Here is a 16,372-nt window from a genome sequence, read left to right as displayed (position 1 = left end):
GTCTCGGCGGGCACGGCGCGTCCACCCCCTCACCCGAACGAGTGACCCGGCAGCAGCTCCTTAACCTGTCCGCATGCAGGAACATGCGGACGCTCCGACCACTGATCCGCGCATTCGGGAGACGACACCGGCCGATGTCGCCGACGTCGTGCGCCTGGTGCACGAACTGGCCGAGTACGAGAAGGCCCCGCAGGAGTGCCGACTCACCGCCGAGCAGCTCGAGGCGGCGCTGTTCGGACCACGCCCCGCGCTGTTCGGGCACGTCGCCGAGGTCGACGGCGGAGTCGTCGGCTTCACCCTGTGGTTCCTCAACTTCTCCACCTGGCGCGGGACCCACGGGATCTACCTGGAGGACCTCTACGTGGAACCCGCGTACCGGCGGCACGGTCTGGGGCACGCGCTGCTGTCCACCCTCGCCGCGGAATGCGTGCGCCGCGGCTACTCCCGGCTCGAGTGGTGGGTGCTGGACTGGAACCATCCGGCGATCGAGTTCTACGAGTCGATCGGTGCCGTAGCCATGGACGAGTGGACCGTCTACCGGCTGGCGGAAGGGGCACTCGAACGAATGGCCCACGGTTGACGGATTTCAAGCAGGCCTTGCCAAGATAGTCTGCCAAGGTCACACGGAGCACACCACCACACGAGGTGTCACCATGCCCACTCGCCCGATCAGCAGGTACTTCAACCACGGGCTGACCTTCCGCTGGGCGCAGGGGGACCGGGAGATCGCGGTCAAACGCGGTTACGTCGTCGAGGGGAACCCGTTCATCGAAGTGACCCGCCCCAAGCACTTCTCGATCGCCGACCGCCCCTCCGAGGACCCCGCGCAGGACCGGGACACGTGGCTGGCGACGATCCCGGCCAACCCCTCCGACTGGGACAAGCCCGGGGCGCTGGCCCGCCTGGCCGAGAACTGGGCCGCGGCGAACCCGCGGAGCCTTCCCGCGGACAATCGAGGCGAGGGGGGCGCCCCGACGGGGCAACGCCGTTAGTCGGGGCAACGCCGTCAGTCGGGGCAACGCCGTCAGTCGGGGCAACGCCGTCAGTCGGGGCAACGCCGTCAGTCGTGCTCCGCCCGCCCGTTCCGCGCGCGGCCCGCTCGACGCGAACCTCTCGCAACCGCTCGCGGTCCGGCGGAACCCGACCTCGGACAGCTCCGGAGGAACTCAGCCGCTGTTCGAGTCGGGCGCGATCCGCGAGCTCATCCACCACTCCCGGCCCGCGCGGTTGAACAGGCACCACAGCACGAACACGGCGGGCACGGCGAAGACGAAGGCCATCAGCGGACTGTCCGAAGGCCCCATGGCGAACCACGCGACGCCCAGCAGCAGCAGTTGGACCAACAGCACGGGAGTGCGGGCCCAGTGCTTGCTGCGCAGCAATCCCACCCCCGCCGCGAGCACGCCCAGCGAGATCAGGCCGAAGTAGCCCGCCTCCCCGTAGGTCGACCCCCGGGTGAGCGAACCGACCGTCCCCATGTCGGCCTGCGCGGCGCGGAGCAGCAACGCCGCCACGAAGGCGAGGCCGGCGACCGCCTGCACCACGGTCACCACACCGGCGAAGCGGACTGTACGAGGGGCTGGCGTTGCCGACACGACGGCCTCTTTCCTGCTTGAACGCGCTGGTGGTCACACTACGTACCCGCTTTCGATGGTAATACCGGCCGAACGCCGCACCGCGCAGGCCGCTCGGGCGCCGGACGCGCGAACCGGCCCCACGCGCCCGGCGCATCGGAGCGGGACTTCGGCCCGCTCGAACTCCTTCGAAAGGACCGTTCGGGTTCACCGGCCGGGTGAGATCAGGGCGACGGTGTGGCTAGGCTTCGGGTGTGCGCGCTGTTCTCGTAGTCAACCCGGAGGCGACCTCCACCAGTTCCGCGGGCAGGGACGTACTCGCACACGCTCTGGCCAGCCAGACCGAGCTCGAGCTCGTCGAGACCCGCTACCGCGGCCACGCCGCCGACACCGGATCCCGAGCCACCCGCGAGGACTTCGACCTGGTCGTGGTGCACGGCGGCGACGGGACCGTGAACGAGGTCGTCAACGGGATGCTGGACACGGAGCCCACCCGCGCGGAGAAGCGGCCGAGCCTGGCGGTGATCCCCGGAGGTTCGGCCAACGTCTTCGCGGGCGCGCTGGGGGTGCCCCGCGATCCGCTCGAGGCGACGCACCGCCTGCTGCACGCGGTCGAGCAGCGGCGCGGTCGCTGGGTGGGCCTCGGCAGGGCCAACGGGCGCTGGTTCACCTTCAACGCCGGAGTGGGAATCGACGCCGACGTGGTGGCCGAGGTGGAAAGGCTGCGCGACAGCGGCCGCAAGGTGACCCCCTGGCTCTACGCCAGGGCCGCCATGGCCTGCTACCTGAGCTCGATCCACTGCGAGCCACTACTGACCGTGCATGTAGACGGTGAAGATCCCGTCACCGGGGGACACGCGGCCATGATTTCGAACGCGGATCCGTGGACCTACCTAGGCCCCAGGGCAGTGCACACCAACCCCGAGACCAGCTTCGACACGGGCATCGGTGTCTTCGTCCTGCGGAGCATGCTTCCTCACGCTGTGTCACGACATGTAGCGCAAATGCTCCGCGATAGAGCTAAACCACACGGAAAAACTTTGTTCAGGCGTGCGAACACCGGGCATGTACGAGTAGTCTGTCAGGAGCCGTTGCGGGTTCAAGTGGACGGCGACTCCCTCGGCGAGCTTTCAACGATCGATTTCGAGTCGGTTCCGAACGCTCTCCACGTCGTCGAGTGACTCGCACAACGGACTTGTCACGTGGGTCGGCCCCGCCGTACCCGATGACCTCCACCCCCAGATCAAGGCCAGTCGATCTTCCGGGTGAGCTCACTCACTCGGTCGTGATCGTCCCCTTGACATTGCGCGAGTTCGTGAAAGTATTCACAAGCGCACGGACTCCGTGAAAGCATTCACAAACACCCCGAACCAACGAGCGGCACGCATCGCGTGCCTAGCGAGGAGCAAGGACGATGGACTGGCGCGACCGCGCGGTTTGCCGTGACGAGGACCCCGAACTGTTCTTCCCCGTCGGGAACAGCGGTCCTGCCCTGTTGCAGATCGCCGAAGCGAAAGCTGTTTGCCGTCGTTGCCCGGTGACCTCCGAATGCCTCGCCTGGGCCTTGGAGACCGGACAGGACGCAGGCGTGTGGGGCGGCATGAGCGAGGACGAGCGTCGCGCCCTCAAGAGGCGTAACGCGCGTACCCGCGCTCGGACCGATGCCTGAGTTCCCGAACCAACTGTCCTGAAAGGACTCCGTACTCACGGGTGGGCAGACCCGACGGAATCCGAGGGGCAACGGCTCGGAAACACCGGACACGCATCGAAAACCACAACACCACCAGGTCGATCCGCGTCGATGTCGGTCGCGAGCGCGACTACGCGCTCCACAGGGGGGCCGACAGGATCGACCCGCGTTCACCCTATCCGGTGTACGCAGAGCATCGACGCACCCGGCGGCCCCCGAAATCAGCGGCGGTACTTCAACGGGACCCGCAACACCGCCTCGGTGCCCCGCTGTTCGCGACCGCGCAAACTCAACGACCCGCGGAGCTCGGACTCCACGAGGGTTCGCACAATCTGCAGGCCGAGGCGTTCGGCGTGTTCGAGGGAGAAATCCCCCGGTAAGCCCTGGCCGTCATCGGAGATCACCGCGTCCAGCCAACGCGCCGAACGCTCCGCCTGCACCACGACCTCACCACCGGTTCCCTCCGGGAAGGCGTGCTCCAGGGCGTTCTGGACGAGTTCGGTCAGCACCATCACCAGCGGAGTCGCCAGCTCCGCCGCGACCACACCGAACCGACCTTCCCGCCGAACGCTCACCCCGGCACCGGCACTGGCGAGATCGCTCATCATCGGGATCACCCGGTCGACGACATCGTCCAGGTCGACCCGCTCGTCGACCGACATGGACAGCGTCTCGTGCACCAGCGCGATCGAGGTCACCCTGCGCACGGACTCGTTCAGTGCCTGACGCGCGGTCCCGTTCCCGGTCCGACGCGACTGCAGCCGCAGCAACGCAGCCACGGTCTGCAGGTTGTTCTTCACCCGGTGATGAATCTCCCTGATCGTGGCGTCCTTGGACATCAGGGCGCGGTCCCTGCGCTTGACCTCGGTCACATCGCGCACCAGGACCAGCGCACCGGCCTGCTGCCCACGCGGCTGCAACGGCAGCGCCCGGAAGAGCACGGTGGCCCCCCGCGCCTCCGCCTCGATCCGCATGCCGGGCTGGCCGTCCAGGGCCTGCCTGATCCGCTGGGAGACCTCATCGGCGTCGAAGGGATCGGACAGCAGCGACCGCGTCAGCGGGGCGAGCGGGCCACCCACCAGGTCCGCGGCATGCCCCATCCGGTGGTACGCGGACAGCGCGTTGGGACTCGCGAAGACCACCGTGCCCGCGCTGTCCAGCCGGATCAGCCCGTCCCCGACGCGGGGGCTGGTGTGCACGTCGGGAGCCGGCTCGGAGGTGGGAAAGCTTCCGTCCGCGATCATCTGGCACAGATCCGCGGCGCTGCCCAGGTACGAGATCTCCAGCGGGCTGGGCACCCGCGGCACGGCCAGGTTGGTGTCCCGACTCAGCACCGCGACCACCGTCTCGCCCAGCCGCACCGGGATCGTCTCGCGCCGCACCGGAACCCCCATGTGCCAGCGCGGATCCTCCTCCCGGCAGATCCGGCGCTCCCGCACCGCGCGCCGCAGCTGCGGGTGCTCGTGCGGGGTCACCTCGGTCGCGACCATGTCCTCCGGATGAGCCGTGGGGGCCGTGGTGGGCCGAGCCTGGGCCACGCAGAGGAAACGGCCGTCCCCGGTCTCCTCACCCTCACTTCCGACCGGCACCCACAGCAGGAAGTCCGCGAACGACAGGTCGGAGAGCAACTGCCACTCCGCCACGACCAGCTGGAGGTGGTCCGCGACCGAACCGGGCAACCCCGTGTGCTCGGCCAGCAGGTCACTGAGCGTGGACACGAGCAGTCCCCCGCAGCGTCTCCCGACCCTGTCCGACCGAGTCCCTCACGAGCTCTCGACACCTTCGACGACGGCGAGCAGGTCACCCTCGCGGACGACGTCGCCTGCCTGCACGGCGACCCGGTCGACACGGCCCGACCCCTCGAGCAGCACCGGAATCTCCATCTTCATCGACTCCAGCACCACCAGCGACTCGCCGTCCGAGACCCGGTCACCGGGGTTCACGTCGACGGACATGACGTTGGCCACCATCTCGGCACGGATCTCCTGCGCCATCAGCTACCGCTTCCCTTCTAGACCGGCCCAACCACAAGGAAACCATGCGGGCAACCGCCCACGAACAGCAGGTCACCGAACATGTCAGACTGGAGGAGTTCGAACTCGAGTCGGATTAGGAGTGCTCCATGGCCAAGCGGGCCCGCAAGAAGAAAGCCGCGCGCAAGAACAACGCCAACCACGGCAAGCGTCCGCTGCGCGGCAAGTGACGGTCCTCGCGGACTGGAGCGGCTCACCCGCCACCGAGCGGCGCCGTGCCGCCTCCGCGACCGCATACAACAGGCCCCCGAACCGAAGTCGAACGGTTCGGGGGCCGCTTTCATACCGCTGGTGTCGAGGAGCGTTCGACGGCCTCCCGGGTGCGGGTCCCTTCCGGCCCCGGGGGGTGTGCTCCCGAGGTGGTGCCCACCCGGGGGCTGCTTCCGCGGCCGTCGAATCAGTGATGCGCGAACCGGGACTGCCGGCTCACTCCGACGAGGAAGCGGGCTTGTGCCGCACCTCGACCGAGGTTCCCTCCGGACCGCTCTCGACGGTCACATCCGCCTGCCGGAGGACGTTCTCCCTGATGGAGCTGCGCAGCCTGTTGCGCAACTCGGCAGGGGCGTGCTCGCCGCCGCACTTGCGGTGCAGCAGTTCCTTCAGGTGCTCCTCGATCCCGTAGTGCTCCAGACAGGAGCCGCACTCGTCGAGGTGCCTGCGCAGCGCCGCGCGGCGCTCCTGATCGCACTCGTTGTCCAGGAAGAGCCAGACCTCGGCCAGCACGTCCTCGCACGAGGTCTGCGGTTCATCGCCGGGATTCACGACGCGCTCACCTCCTGACCCTCGGTCCGGAGGAAACCACGGTCACGAGCCACGTCCGTCAACATCCCGCGCAGCTGCCTGCGGCCCCGGTGCAACCGGGACATCACGGTGCCGATGGGCGTGTCCATGATCTCGGCGATCTCCTTGTAGGCGAACCCCTCGACGTCGGCCAGGTAGACCACCATGCGGAATTCCTCGGCCAGCTGCTGCAGGGCGTTCTTGACGTCGGTGTCCGGCAAGCGGTCCAGCGCCTCCAGCTCCGCCGAGCGCAGCCCGCTGGAGGTGTGGCTCTCCGCCTGCGCCAGCTGCCAGTCCGCGATCTCGTCGGTCGGTTGCTGCTGCGGCTGCCGCTGCCGCTTGCGGTAGCCGTTGATGTAGGTGTTGGTCAGGATGCGGTACAACCAGGCCTTGAGATTGGTCCCCCTGGTGTAGGACTTGAAAGCCGAGTACGCCTTGAGGTACGTCTCCTGGACGAGGTCCTCGGCGTCGGCCGAATTGCGCGTCATGCGCAGCGCGGCACCGTAGAGCTGGTCCAGCAGCGGCATCGCGTCACGTTCGAAACGCGCGACCCGTTCCTCGGCGGTCTCGGTGCTCTCGGATTCCGCCGTCTGCTGGGCCGTCGCCTGCGACCGCTGCTCACCGGCTGCTGTCTCCGGCCGCGCGTTCTCGGCAGTGTCCTGCTGCCCCCTGGTACCAGGCACCGGGCTCCTTTCCCGCCACCAGGTCGACAGTGGTGACGTTCCCATGCCCTCGCCGACATGAGTGCTCTCCCAGGTTACCCCGGTGGACTCCTGCGTACGCGTTGAAGAGTTCCGGACTTCGCGTGAGGACACGCACTCCTTGATGCTGGGTTGCTGGCCGCACACGGCCGCGCCACTCTGCTCCGTCAACACGTCCCGTGCAACACCGCTCCCCCCGGGGTTATTCCTGCGCCCGCCGCGCGACGAGAGGCCGACCCGGCGGCTCAGCACCGCCGAGGCCGCGCGCCCACCGCTCAGTCGAGCAGGCGCAGAACCCGGCCCAGCCACTCGGCCACCGCCCGGGAGAGCGCGTTCGTGTCGGCCCGCAAGGAGTGATCCCCGGGCACGAGGACCACCTCGCGATTGCTGGCCGGTTCCGGCTCCCCGAAGGCGTCGCGCTCCCCCTGCACCACCAGGGTGGGGACCTCCACCCCGGCCAGCTCCGAGCCGCGGTCCTTGTCCGGTCTGCCCGGCGGATGCAGCGGGAAGGCCAGGCACAGCACCGCCGAGGCGCCCCCGGACTCCGCGGTGCGGCAGGCCACCCTGGCTCCGGAGGAACGGCCGCCGAAGATCAACGGAAGCTCGGGGAACCAGCGCTGCCCCAGGTCCTCCACCACGGCCAGCCACGCGGCGTCCAACTGCCGCGCGGGAGCGGGAGCGCGCCTGCCCGCGACCCGGTAGGGCTGCTCCACCAGGGCCACGTGCACCCCGGCCGAGGTCGCCGTGCGCACCGTGCTGATCAAGTCATCGGTCCCGAAACCGCCTCCCGCGCCGTGTCCGAGCAGCAGCGCCGCGCGCCCCTCGGCCGCGCTGTGCAGCTCCGCCCGGGCCGAGCCGTGCGGGGTTTCCACCTCGACCCTCGTCATGATCGGAACAACGTGTTCTCCGCGTCGGGGGCCGCTTCGGTCAGCTCCGGCCCGTTGTTGGCCACATTGTTGACCGCTCGGGAGACGGGACGCAGCGCGAGCCCGTTCACGAGATCGTGTTCCGGTGGGGTCAGCAGCTCGTCCACGTTCTCGCTGTCGGGGTCCAGCCAGCGGTCCCAGTGGTGCCGGGGCAGCACGAGAGGCATCCGCTCGTGAATCGCGGCCAGCTCGCCCACGGCCTCCGTGGTGAGCACGGCGCAGCTCACCAGGGGCTGCCCCTGCGGATCGGCCGGATCGCGCCAGGTCGCCCAGATCCCGGCCATGCCGAGACTGCGCTCGTCGGCGGAGCCGGCGAAGTACGGCTGCTTCGGGCTGCTGTCGCCCTTCCACTCGTACCAGCCGTCGGCGGGCAGCAGGCAGCGGTAGTGCCGGATCGCGCCGCGGAAGGCCGGCTTGACCGAGACCGTCTCCGACCTGGCGTTGATCATGCGGTTGCCCACGGCCGGGTCCTTGGCCCACTTCGGCACCAGCCCCCAGCGCATCACCCGCAGGGTGCGCTCGGAAGCGGTGAGGTCCCGGCTGCCCTCCGCGTCCTTGGGGTAGCGCTGGACAACGGCGAAAACCGGCTTGGTCGGGGCCACGTTGTAGTCGGGCTCGGGAGCCCGCTGCCCGGTGGCGTCCCTCGCCCCGAACTCGACGGCCAGTGCTTCCGGGCTCTTCGAGGAAGAATACCTGCCGCACATCGCCGGAACACCTCCCAAAACACCGCAGCGAACCACGCGGGACGCCGACGGTCCCGGCTCGACGGGCTCGCACGGTGCCGCCGGACTCGGTCACGCCGGTTCGCTCCCCACCGAGCCACGCGTGCCCGGGAGAGCGAGCATAGCGCACCCACGACCGAGAACGGGGGCGATGATACGAGACCATTGCCCCATGACCGCGCCTTGGCTCGCCCCCGTGGCCCGTGGGGCAGTGCACGCCACCGTCGAAGTAGCAGGCTCCAAATCGATCACCAACAGGGCTCTGGTGCTGTCCGCCCTGGCCTCGGAACCATCGGTGCTGAGAGCACCGCTGCGCAGCAGGGACACCGATCTCATGGCCGAGGCGCTGCGCACCGTCGGCGTACGGATATCCGAGGGGGAGGACGGCGAGTGGCTGATCACCCCGGGGCTGCTGCGCGGCCCGGCCACCGTCGACTGCGGACTCGCCGGAACGGTGCTGCGCTTCCTGCCGCCGCTGGCCTGCCTCGCCGAGGGCGAGATCGCCTTCGACGGGGACCCCAGGGCGCGGGAGCGCCCGCTGGGAGCCGTGCTCGAGGGCCTGCGCGCGCTGGGCGGAACCGTCAAGGGGGATTCGCTGCCGTTCGCGGTGCTGGGCAGCGGGTACCTGCCCGGCGGGGAGGTGACCATCGACGCTTCGGCGTCCTCGCAGTTCATCTCGGGGTTGTTGCTGTCGGCACCCCACTTCGAGAACGGCCTCACGGTTCACCACGAGGGCGCCGCGGTCCCGTCCCTGCCGCACGTCGCGATGACCGTGGAGATGCTGCGCGAGCACGGGGTGGAGGTCGACGATTCCCAGCCGAACTCCTGGAGCGTCTCCCCCAGCAGGATCCGCCCCCTGGACCTGACCGTGGAGCCCGATCTGTCCAACGCGGCTCCCTTCCTCGCCGCGGCCGCGGTGACCGGGGGCAGCGTGACGGTCCCCAGGTGGCCCGCCGCCACCACCCAGGCCGGTGACGCCATGCGCGGCATCCTCACCCGCATGGGCGCGGAGCTGGTGCTGGACGAGGCCGGGCTGACCGTGACGGGCCCGCAGCAGCTGAGCCCGGTGGACCTCGACCTGCACGACGTCGGCGAGCTCGCCCCGACGGTCGCGGCGCTGGCCGCCCTGGCCGAGGGGGAGTCCCGGCTGCGGGGGATCGCACACCTGCGGGGGCACGAGACGGACAGGCTCGCCGCGCTGCGCCGGGAGCTCGGCGCGCTCGGCAGCGAGGTCACCGAGACCGAGGACGGATTGCTGATCAGGGGGCGGGAGCTGCACGGTGGGAAGTGGCACTCCTACGCGGACCACCGCATGGCCACCGCCGGTGCGATCCTGGGGCTGCGGGTTCCCGAGCTGACGGTCGACGACATCGCCACCACGAGCAAAACCCTTCCCGACTTTCCCGATATGTGGACGAACATGCTGGGCACGGTGCGGTGATGGCCAAACGAGGATGGCGCGACCTGGACGAGTCCGACATCAAGGTGCGTCCGGGGCGGCGCAACAGCAGACCACGCAGCAAGCAGCGCCCGGCCCACGCGGACGCCCTGGTGGGCATGGTCGTGGCCGTGGACCGGGGCAGGTGGACCTGCGCGATCAACGGGGACCCGAACCACCAGGTAGTGGCGATGCGGGCGCGAGAACTCGGGCGCACCCCGGTGGTCGTGGGCGATCGGGTCCGGCTGGTCGGAGACACCTCCGGCAAGCCGGACACGCTGGCGCGCATAGTCGGCGTCGACGAGCGCACGAGCGTGCTGCGCCGCACCGCGGACGACAACGATCCGTACGAGCGGATCGTCGTGGCCAACGCCGAGCAGCTCGTGATCGTGTCCTCGCTGGCCGACCCACCCCCGCGCCCCGGCTTCATCGACCGGTGCCTGATCGCCGCCTACTCCGGCGGTCTCACTCCGGTGCTGTGCCTGACCAAGGCGGACCTGGCCGATCCGGACGAGTGGACCGCGGGGTACGCGGACTTCGACATGACCGTGCTCACCACTCGCCCGGACGCGGAGCCGGAGGAGCTGCGCGAGGTGCTGAGCGGACGGGTCTCGGCGCTCGTCGGCCACTCCGGGGTGGGCAAGTCCAGCCTGGTCAATCGGCTGGTGCCCGTGGCCCAGCGGGCCACGGCCGAAGTGAGCGAGGTAGGCAAGGGCAGGCACACCTCGACCTCCGCGGTGGCGATGTCCCTGCCCGACAGCGCGGGCGGGTGGGTGGTGGACACCCCGGGCATCCGCTCCTTCGGGCTCGCCCACGTCACCGTGAACGACCTGGTCAACTCGTTCGAGGAGCTGGCGGAGGCGGCCGAGGAGTGCCCGCCGAACTGCGGCCATCTCGGCGCCCCCGAGGACCCGGACTGCTACCTGGACGAGTTCGTCGCCGCGGAGGGGCGCCGGGAACAGCTCGCCTCGCTGCGGAGGCTGCTGCGCTCCCGCGCCGGGCGCGACGAGTGAATCAATTCGATAAATGTCTGAATCAATTCGATAAATTCGTTTCCTCCAAAACTTCTCGCGTTGCTACGGTTCCGAGTCGACTGAGGCAAAACGAGAAAGGAAACGATGCGAAGACTGTCCGCGGCAGTGGTGACCGTCGCCGTCACAGGACTGGTGGGAGCTTGCGGGACGCAATCCCCCTCCGACGGGAACCAGCCCTCGGAGGAATCGTCCGGGATCAGTCCCGTGGCCAACGTCTCCGAGCTGAAGAAAACGGCCAGCGCGGCCATGCAGGAGGAACAGACCGTGCGTATCGATCTGAACACGCTCGGCGTTCCTCCCGAGGAGCAGGACTCGGTTCCGAACTTCGACTGCTCGATCAATTTCACCGACTCCGTCCAACGGTGCTCGGGACTGGTGGAGTTCGCCAGCGGGCCGGACAGCTTCTACTTCGCCCCGGGCGAGACCAGCCCCGCCGGGAACAAGTGGGTGAAGGTCCCGGTCGGGCAGAGCGGCTTCTTCAGGGAGATGTTCGGCAATCCCGAGCAGTACACCGACCTCGAAAAGCTCCTCCCCAAGGGATCGCACATCGACGGGACCGAGCAGGTCGAACTGGCCGGGACGAAGTCCCTGCGCTACGACGTCACCGTCGACGTCGAGAAGAACGCCGAGGAGAAGTCCGCCGAGAGCGGCGCGGAAATAGGTCCGGAGACGAAGAAGCGGATAAACGAGCTCAAAAAGGCCGGGAAGGCCCAGCTGGACTACACGATGTGGGTCGATTCCTCGGGGCGTCCGCTCAAGGTGGTCGTCAACCCACCGGATCCGGAGGACTCCGAGAAGGACCTGCGGATCGAAGCAGGCTACTCCTGGAACGAGGAGCTGGACATAAGGCTTCCCGCCGATCAGAACACTCGCGAACTCACCTCTTCCGAGGCAGAACAGCTGAAGCAGGTCATGCGCAACCAGCAGGGCCAGAACTGAGTTCGCCGCACGATCCTCGCCAGGGGCCCGCGAGGACTTTCCGCGGACCCCCCTCATCGGGACGGTGACGTGATCACCTTCCGGCGGGCCGTCGCCGAACGCGCGGCGGCCCGCCGCCGGCCGTGGACGACACGGCCTTCCGGGGCCCGCTCTCCTGTGCGCGCTCCTCTCCCCGTGCGGTGCTTCACAGCACAACGCCCGCTCATTGCGAAAAGTCGCCCACGGCGGGTGCGGTGCTCTGCTAGCTTGATTCTCGCTCAGACCTGATCAGAACGAGGGGACTCGACCGTGCGCCGCACAATGATGACGACACTGTCAGCGCTGGCTCTGGCGACCACGCTGGGCGCGTGTGGCAGCTCGCCCGAGCAGAGCGCTCAAAGCGACAACAACGACGACCAGCAGTCCTCCTCGGACGCCGCGCTCCAGGACGTCTCGGCTCTCGTCTCCCAAGCGTCCACCACGATGGACAGCAAGAAGACCGTGACCATGAAGATCTCGATCGAGGGCGGTGCCATGCAGGGCTCGCCCGCCGCGGGGTTGCAGAACCAGACCTGCCGGGCCGACCTCAACAACGCCAGGATGGCCTGCGAAGGTGCCGGGGAGAGCGTGTTCACCGAGGACGCGGTGTACATGAAGATGCCCGGGCAGGGTCAGTCCGGCAAGCCCTGGATGAAGCAGGACCTGAACTCCTCGCAGATTTCCGACAGCATGGGCCAGCTGGGCAAAACGATGCAGTTCTCGAACATCGAGTCCATCCTCCCCGCTGGTTCGGAGATCACCGACCAGCAGCAGGTTCAGCTGAACGGGCAGCAGGCCACGCGCTACGACGTCACCACCGACCTGCAGAAGGCCGCGGCCGAAGCCGAGGGGGTGCAGAAGAAGTCCGCCGAAATGCTGATCAACTCCGGAGTCACCGAGACCGAGAAAACGGTCTGGGTGGACTCGAACAACCTTCTCATGAAGGTCGAGAACGTCACCCCGGCGATGAAGATCGCCGGACAGCAGGTCCCGGAGACCACGCAGACCGTCACCTACTCCGACTGGGGCGAGCCGGTTGACATCACCGTTCCGCCCGCCAGCAAGGTGAGCGAGTTCTGATCCCGACCCCGCCGCCGAAGAGCTCCCGACTCCACGGTGATCCCACCGGGAACGGGAGCCCTTCGCACGCGCTCACGGGGCACGACGACCTCGGAAGCCCCCACTGCGAGCCCGCCTCCACCTCGGGCGCGGGACGGGAAGACCAGCAGTCACCCCCGGCTCACATCAACTCCAGCAGGAACGGAACCTCCTGCGGGGCGAACCAGGCCAGCTCGTGGTCCTCCGCGTCCCCCAGGGTCAGCTCGGCCTGCTCATCTCCCAGATCGGCCGCGTCTATCACTCCGGCGGCCGCGTGCACGTCCTGCTCGGCTTCCTCGGTGTCCACGTGCACCGCGGCGACCGTTTTCCACGGAACCTGCCCGGAAACGCGCACCACAGCGTGATCCAGATCCGGACGCAGCGTCACGTCCTGCACGTCGGCCGCGACCACCACGCGCCGGGTCCGCTGCCCGCTGCGCTCCACGGCCCGCTCTTCGTCCTGCTCGTCCCGCGGCTCATCCTGCTGCTCGGCTTGCTGCTCGGCTTCCCGCGGTTCGTCCTGCTCCCCGGAGATCAGCCGCAACGAGGCACGCGCGGCCTCGCGCATCGCCGCGTACTCCAGCTCCTCGTCCCCACCGCTCGAATAGGCCTCCCGAAGCGCCGGGGTCAACGCGAAAGCGGTTCCGCTCAACGGCTGTAGACTCTGCTGCTCGAAGAAATCCCGCAGCATCCGCAGCGTGGCGGGTATGTAGATTCTCATTCTCCGACCGTCCCGATCATTTCTTCCACCGATTCCTCGATCATCGCAGCAAGGGCGTCCACATCCGGCACGGCGGCCCGATCGGCGTTCAGCCCGATGAACACTCCCCCGTTGTACGAGGTGACACCTATCGCCAACGACTGGTTCTTCACCAGAGGTACCACCGGGAACATCTCCGACATGGTGGCCCCCGCCGCGTACAACGGGACCTGCGGCCCCGGAACATTGGTGACCAGCAGGTTGAACACCCGGTTGGAGAGCCCGCCCGCGGCCCGAGCGCCCAGGGCGTGCAGCGTCGGCGGGGCGAACCCCGACAACCGGACCAGCGCGTCGGCCGCCACCGAACGCCCCGACTCCGCATGAGCTCGCATCGCGTGCCCCACCTGGTGCAGTCGCATGACCGGATTCGGCTCGCCCACCGGAAGGTCCACCAGACAAGCCGATACCCCGCCGAGGGAAACATCCGCCGCTTGATCCCGCTCCGGGGCGGCAGGACCGTCCGCGTGCACGGACACCGGAACCAGCGCCCGCACCTTGGTCCGCTCCGACACCGCTTCACCCCGGAACAACAGCCAGCTCCGCAAAGCAGTCGTCAACACGGCCAGCACCACGTCGTTGACTGTTCCGCCGTGCTCGTTGCGCACCGCGCGGAAATCCTCCAACCTCCCCCTGGCCACGGCGAACCTGCGCTGCGGTGAGGTCGACGAGTTCAACGGTCCGCCGGAGGCGGGCGGCAGCGCGGTTCCCAGAGCCGAGCAAACCCCGCCGACCACCCCGGTCAACTTGCGCAGGCTCGCCCTGGCATCCACCGCGGCGGCCCGGAAGTTCTCCACCACCTCGCCCGGACGGCCGATCGCCTCGGTCACGGCACCGACCGCGAGATCGACGAACCCCGGCTCCGGGCGCGGCATCCACAGGTCCTCCTCGCGCTCCCTCCCGCTTTCCGGAGAGGAATCGAGGATCAACTGGCTTATGTCCACCGCACCGATACCGTCGATCACGGCTTGATGCGTCTTGGTGATCAGCGCGACGCGTTCGTCGGAGAGACCTTCGACCAGGTAGAGCTCCCAGAGCGGACGCGTGGTGTCCAGCTTCCTGGACATCAACCGCTGGACGAGCTCGTGCAGCTGCTCGTCGTCGCCCGGTTTCGGCAGGGCCGAACGGCGCACGTGGTAGCTGATGTCGAATTCCGGGTCGTCGACCCAGACCGGACGTGCCAAGCGGCCGGGCACCTGAACGACCTTCTGCCGGTACCGCGGGACGGATCCGAGTCTGCGCCGGACGAAGGCCAACAGCTCGTCGTAGTCGAGCCCGGTTCCCGGCCGCTCGAACACCGCCACCCCACCCACGTGCATCGGTGTCGTGTGGTCCTCGAGATACAGGAACGAGGCGTCGAGCGCGGACAGTCGATCGACCATGGTGGCGATACTGGCACAGGTTCGCAGGTCGACGAAGTGCGAGCACCGGCACGTGCAATACTGAAATTCGAGCAGTCGGCGAAGTCGTGTCCGGATCGTCCGCCTTCCTGCGCAAGGGGCCGATCCGTTCGAAAGGAGATCGCCCCCTTGTCCGAGCACGTCTCCCCGCGGGACCGTTTCGTCACCGTCTACGGGCGCAAACCGGTGCTGGAAGCGCTCACCGATCTCGAACTCCGGGTGGACAAGGTAGTTCTCGCCGAGGGAGCGACCGGCAGTGCGATCAAGGACATCAAAGAAGCCGCTGCGGACCGCGCAGTTCCCGTTCAACGCGCCGGCGCGCACCGGGTGAAGATACTGGCCGGGAACGGGCGGCACGATCAGGGCGTGGTCGCCGACGTCGTGGCACGCAGGATGCGACCGCTGGAAGACGCGCTGGCCGACCACGCCAGAGCTCCGGGCAGGATGCTGCTGCTGGACGGACTCACCACCCCGGCCAATGTCGGGATGATACTCCGCACCGCCACCGCGGCCGGAATCGACGGAATCGTGCTGCCGCATCGCGGTGTCGCCAATATCGATCCCCTGGTGGTCAAGGCCTCCGCCGGGGTGGCTTTCCACGCCCCGATCCTGCGCTCCTCCGACGCGGGAACGGCGGCGGAAACGCTCACCGAATTCGGGTATCCGCTGTACTCCCTGGACGCACGTGCGGAGTCGAACCTGTTCGAGGCCGAGTTGCCCGACCGCGCGGTGTTCGTTCTCGGCAGTGAAACTGCGGGATTGTCCCCGGAAGTAGAGGAACGTGTCGCGGACCGCGTGAGCATTCCGATGCGTGCCGGAACCGAGTCGTTGAACGTGAGCGCGGCTGCCAGCGTGCTCTGCTACGAACTGCTACGACGTTCGATCAGCGGGTGACTCCCGGTCCTGGTGACCGGGTCAACTGTCCGATCCCGATCGCGGTGTTCGGGATCCCTGCGTCACCGGTGCCGAGGTGAGTGTCCGCCCGCAGCCGTCCCCGCGGGAATGGTCGTGGTGCGTCTTCGGGGGATGGTCGTGCCACCGTCGGGTGATCAGTGCACTGCTGCGCGAAGCCCCCCCGGGGGGGTGTGGTATGTAAAGTGCCCGGCCCCCCTCGTTGGGGGGCCGGGCACAGAATGGGGGTTGGGTCGGCGGTGTCCGAGTCTCCCACACCCGTGGGGGTGCAGTACCTTAGGCGCTGGAGGGCTTAGCTTCCGGGTTCGGGATGGGCACCGGGCGTGTCCCCTCCGCTGTAGCCACCGACC

General features: G+C 68.5%; 18 protein-coding genes and 1 rRNA gene. 9 read left to right on the top strand and 10 right to left on the bottom strand.

Translation table 11 applies throughout. The features are described from left to right. Window positions 1-73 precede the first annotated feature (73 nt). Both G9Q41_RS16370 and G9Q41_RS16365 read left to right on the top strand, forming a co-directional pair. The gene (locus G9Q41_RS16370) at window positions 74-580 is read left to right on the top strand and encodes a GNAT family N-acetyltransferase (protein ID WP_165633552.1); all 507 of its coding nucleotides are present in this window, start codon (window positions 74-76) and stop codon (window positions 578-580) included. A 73-nt stretch (window positions 581-653) separates the two neighbouring features. After that, entirely contained in the window at window positions 654-992 is a 339-nt protein-coding gene (locus G9Q41_RS16365) for a hypothetical protein (protein ID WP_165633553.1), read from the top strand. Window positions 993-1,166: 174 nt separating this feature from the next. On the opposite strand, the gene G9Q41_RS16360 is transcribed toward G9Q41_RS16365, so the two are convergent. Beyond that, a complete protein-coding gene (locus G9Q41_RS16360; RefSeq protein WP_092523863.1) occupies window positions 1,167-1,553 on the bottom strand; it encodes a hypothetical protein in 387 nt (128 codons plus the stop codon). A gap of 275 nt (window positions 1,554-1,828) precedes the next feature. On the opposite strand from G9Q41_RS16360, the gene G9Q41_RS16355 reads away from it, so the two are divergent. Together G9Q41_RS16355 and G9Q41_RS16350 are read left to right on the top strand one after the other, a co-directional pair. Continuing rightward, window positions 1,829-2,755: a diacylglycerol kinase family protein gene (locus tag G9Q41_RS16355; protein WP_092523865.1), complete on the top strand. Its 927-nt coding sequence runs from the start codon at window positions 1,829-1,831 to the stop codon at window positions 2,753-2,755. Window positions 2,756-2,988: 233 nt separating this feature from the next. Beyond that, window positions 2,989-3,243 carry a WhiB family transcriptional regulator gene (locus G9Q41_RS16350; protein ID WP_092523867.1) on the top strand — a complete coding sequence of 85 codons (255 nt, stop codon included), beginning with the start codon at window positions 2,989-2,991 and terminating at the stop codon, window positions 3,241-3,243. 242 nt (window positions 3,244-3,485) lie between these two features. Here G9Q41_RS16350 and G9Q41_RS16345 read toward each other — a convergent pair whose 3' ends face one another. The 6 genes from G9Q41_RS16345 to G9Q41_RS16320 form a co-directional block, all read right to left on the bottom strand. Next, a complete protein-coding gene (locus G9Q41_RS16345; RefSeq protein ID WP_165633555.1) occupies window positions 3,486-4,982 on the bottom strand; it encodes a PAS domain-containing sensor histidine kinase in 1,497 nt (498 codons plus the stop codon). Between the two features lie 45 nt (window positions 4,983-5,027). Next, window positions 5,028-5,258 carry a biotin/lipoyl-binding carrier protein gene (locus tag G9Q41_RS16340; RefSeq protein WP_092523871.1) on the bottom strand — a complete coding sequence of 77 codons (231 nt, stop codon included), beginning with the start codon at window positions 5,256-5,258 and terminating at the stop codon, window positions 5,028-5,030. Window positions 5,259-5,723: 465 nt separating this feature from the next. Then, window positions 5,724-6,059 carry a mycothiol system anti-sigma-R factor gene (rsrA, locus tag G9Q41_RS16335; protein WP_092523873.1) on the bottom strand — a complete coding sequence of 112 codons (336 nt, stop codon included), beginning with the start codon at window positions 6,057-6,059 and terminating at the stop codon, window positions 5,724-5,726. Next, window positions 6,056-6,760, bottom strand: coding sequence for a sigma-70 family RNA polymerase sigma factor (locus G9Q41_RS16330; protein ID WP_092523875.1), 705 nt, complete (start codon window positions 6,758-6,760; stop codon window positions 6,056-6,058). The genes rsrA and G9Q41_RS16330 overlap by 4 nt, the downstream gene beginning before the upstream one ends. Window positions 6,761-7,053: 293 nt before the next feature. Further along, complete coding sequence (locus G9Q41_RS16325; RefSeq protein ID WP_092523877.1) at window positions 7,054-7,665, bottom strand: alpha/beta family hydrolase; 612 nt, start codon at window positions 7,663-7,665, stop codon at window positions 7,054-7,056. Beyond that, window positions 7,662-8,408: an SOS response-associated peptidase gene (locus G9Q41_RS16320; RefSeq protein ID WP_165633556.1), complete on the bottom strand. Its 747-nt coding sequence runs from the start codon at window positions 8,406-8,408 to the stop codon at window positions 7,662-7,664. The genes G9Q41_RS16325 and G9Q41_RS16320 overlap by 4 nt, the downstream gene beginning before the upstream one ends. Window positions 8,409-8,598: 190 nt before the next feature. Between G9Q41_RS16320 and aroA the strand changes: the two genes are divergently transcribed. The 4 genes from aroA to G9Q41_RS16300 all read left to right on the top strand — a co-directional run bounded on the left by aroA (window position 8,599) and on the right by G9Q41_RS16300 (window position 12,935). Next, window positions 8,599-9,867: a 3-phosphoshikimate 1-carboxyvinyltransferase gene (aroA, locus tag G9Q41_RS16315; protein WP_092523881.1), complete on the top strand. Its 1,269-nt coding sequence runs from the start codon at window positions 8,599-8,601 to the stop codon at window positions 9,865-9,867. Beyond that, on the top strand, window positions 9,867-10,877 hold the full coding sequence (rsgA, locus tag G9Q41_RS16310) for a ribosome small subunit-dependent GTPase A (RefSeq protein ID WP_092523883.1): 1,011 nt from the start codon (window positions 9,867-9,869) through the stop codon (window positions 10,875-10,877). Before aroA ends, rsgA begins: the two co-directional genes overlap by 1 nt. Window positions 10,878-10,982: 105 nt before the next feature. Beyond that, a complete protein-coding gene (locus G9Q41_RS16305) occupies window positions 10,983-11,837 on the top strand; it encodes a hypothetical protein (RefSeq protein WP_207631364.1) in 855 nt (284 codons plus the stop codon). Window positions 11,838-12,140: 303 nt separating this feature from the next. Then, complete coding sequence (locus tag G9Q41_RS16300; RefSeq protein WP_165633557.1) at window positions 12,141-12,935, top strand: hypothetical protein; 795 nt, start codon at window positions 12,141-12,143, stop codon at window positions 12,933-12,935. Between the two features lie 160 nt (window positions 12,936-13,095). On the opposite strand, the gene G9Q41_RS16295 is transcribed toward G9Q41_RS16300, so the two are convergent. Both G9Q41_RS16295 and G9Q41_RS16290 read right to left on the bottom strand, forming a co-directional pair. Further along, entirely contained in the window at window positions 13,096-13,674 is a 579-nt protein-coding gene (locus G9Q41_RS16295) for a hypothetical protein (protein WP_165633558.1), read from the bottom strand. Continuing rightward, the gene (locus tag G9Q41_RS16290) at window positions 13,671-15,092 is read right to left on the bottom strand and encodes a wax ester/triacylglycerol synthase family O-acyltransferase (RefSeq protein ID WP_165633559.1); all 1,422 of its coding nucleotides are present in this window, start codon (window positions 15,090-15,092) and stop codon (window positions 13,671-13,673) included. The genes G9Q41_RS16295 and G9Q41_RS16290 overlap by 4 nt, the downstream gene beginning before the upstream one ends. 147 nt (window positions 15,093-15,239) lie before the next feature. Here G9Q41_RS16290 and G9Q41_RS16285 point away from each other — a divergent pair, with 147 nt between their 5' ends. Further along, window positions 15,240-16,004: an RNA methyltransferase gene (locus G9Q41_RS16285; protein ID WP_165633560.1), complete on the top strand. Its 765-nt coding sequence runs from the start codon at window positions 15,240-15,242 to the stop codon at window positions 16,002-16,004. A gap of 249 nt (window positions 16,005-16,253) precedes the next feature. Here G9Q41_RS16285 and rrf read toward each other — a convergent pair. Beyond that, a 5S ribosomal RNA gene (gene rrf / locus G9Q41_RS16280) occupies window positions 16,254-16,371 on the bottom strand. Window position 16,372 lies beyond the last annotated feature (1 nt).

The sequence above is a fragment of the Actinopolyspora sp. BKK2 genome (assembly GCF_011291845.1).
Lineage (GTDB): Bacteria > Actinomycetota > Actinomycetes > Mycobacteriales > Pseudonocardiaceae > Actinopolyspora > Actinopolyspora saharensis.
This window is presented reverse-complemented; position numbering and strand designations above follow the sequence as displayed.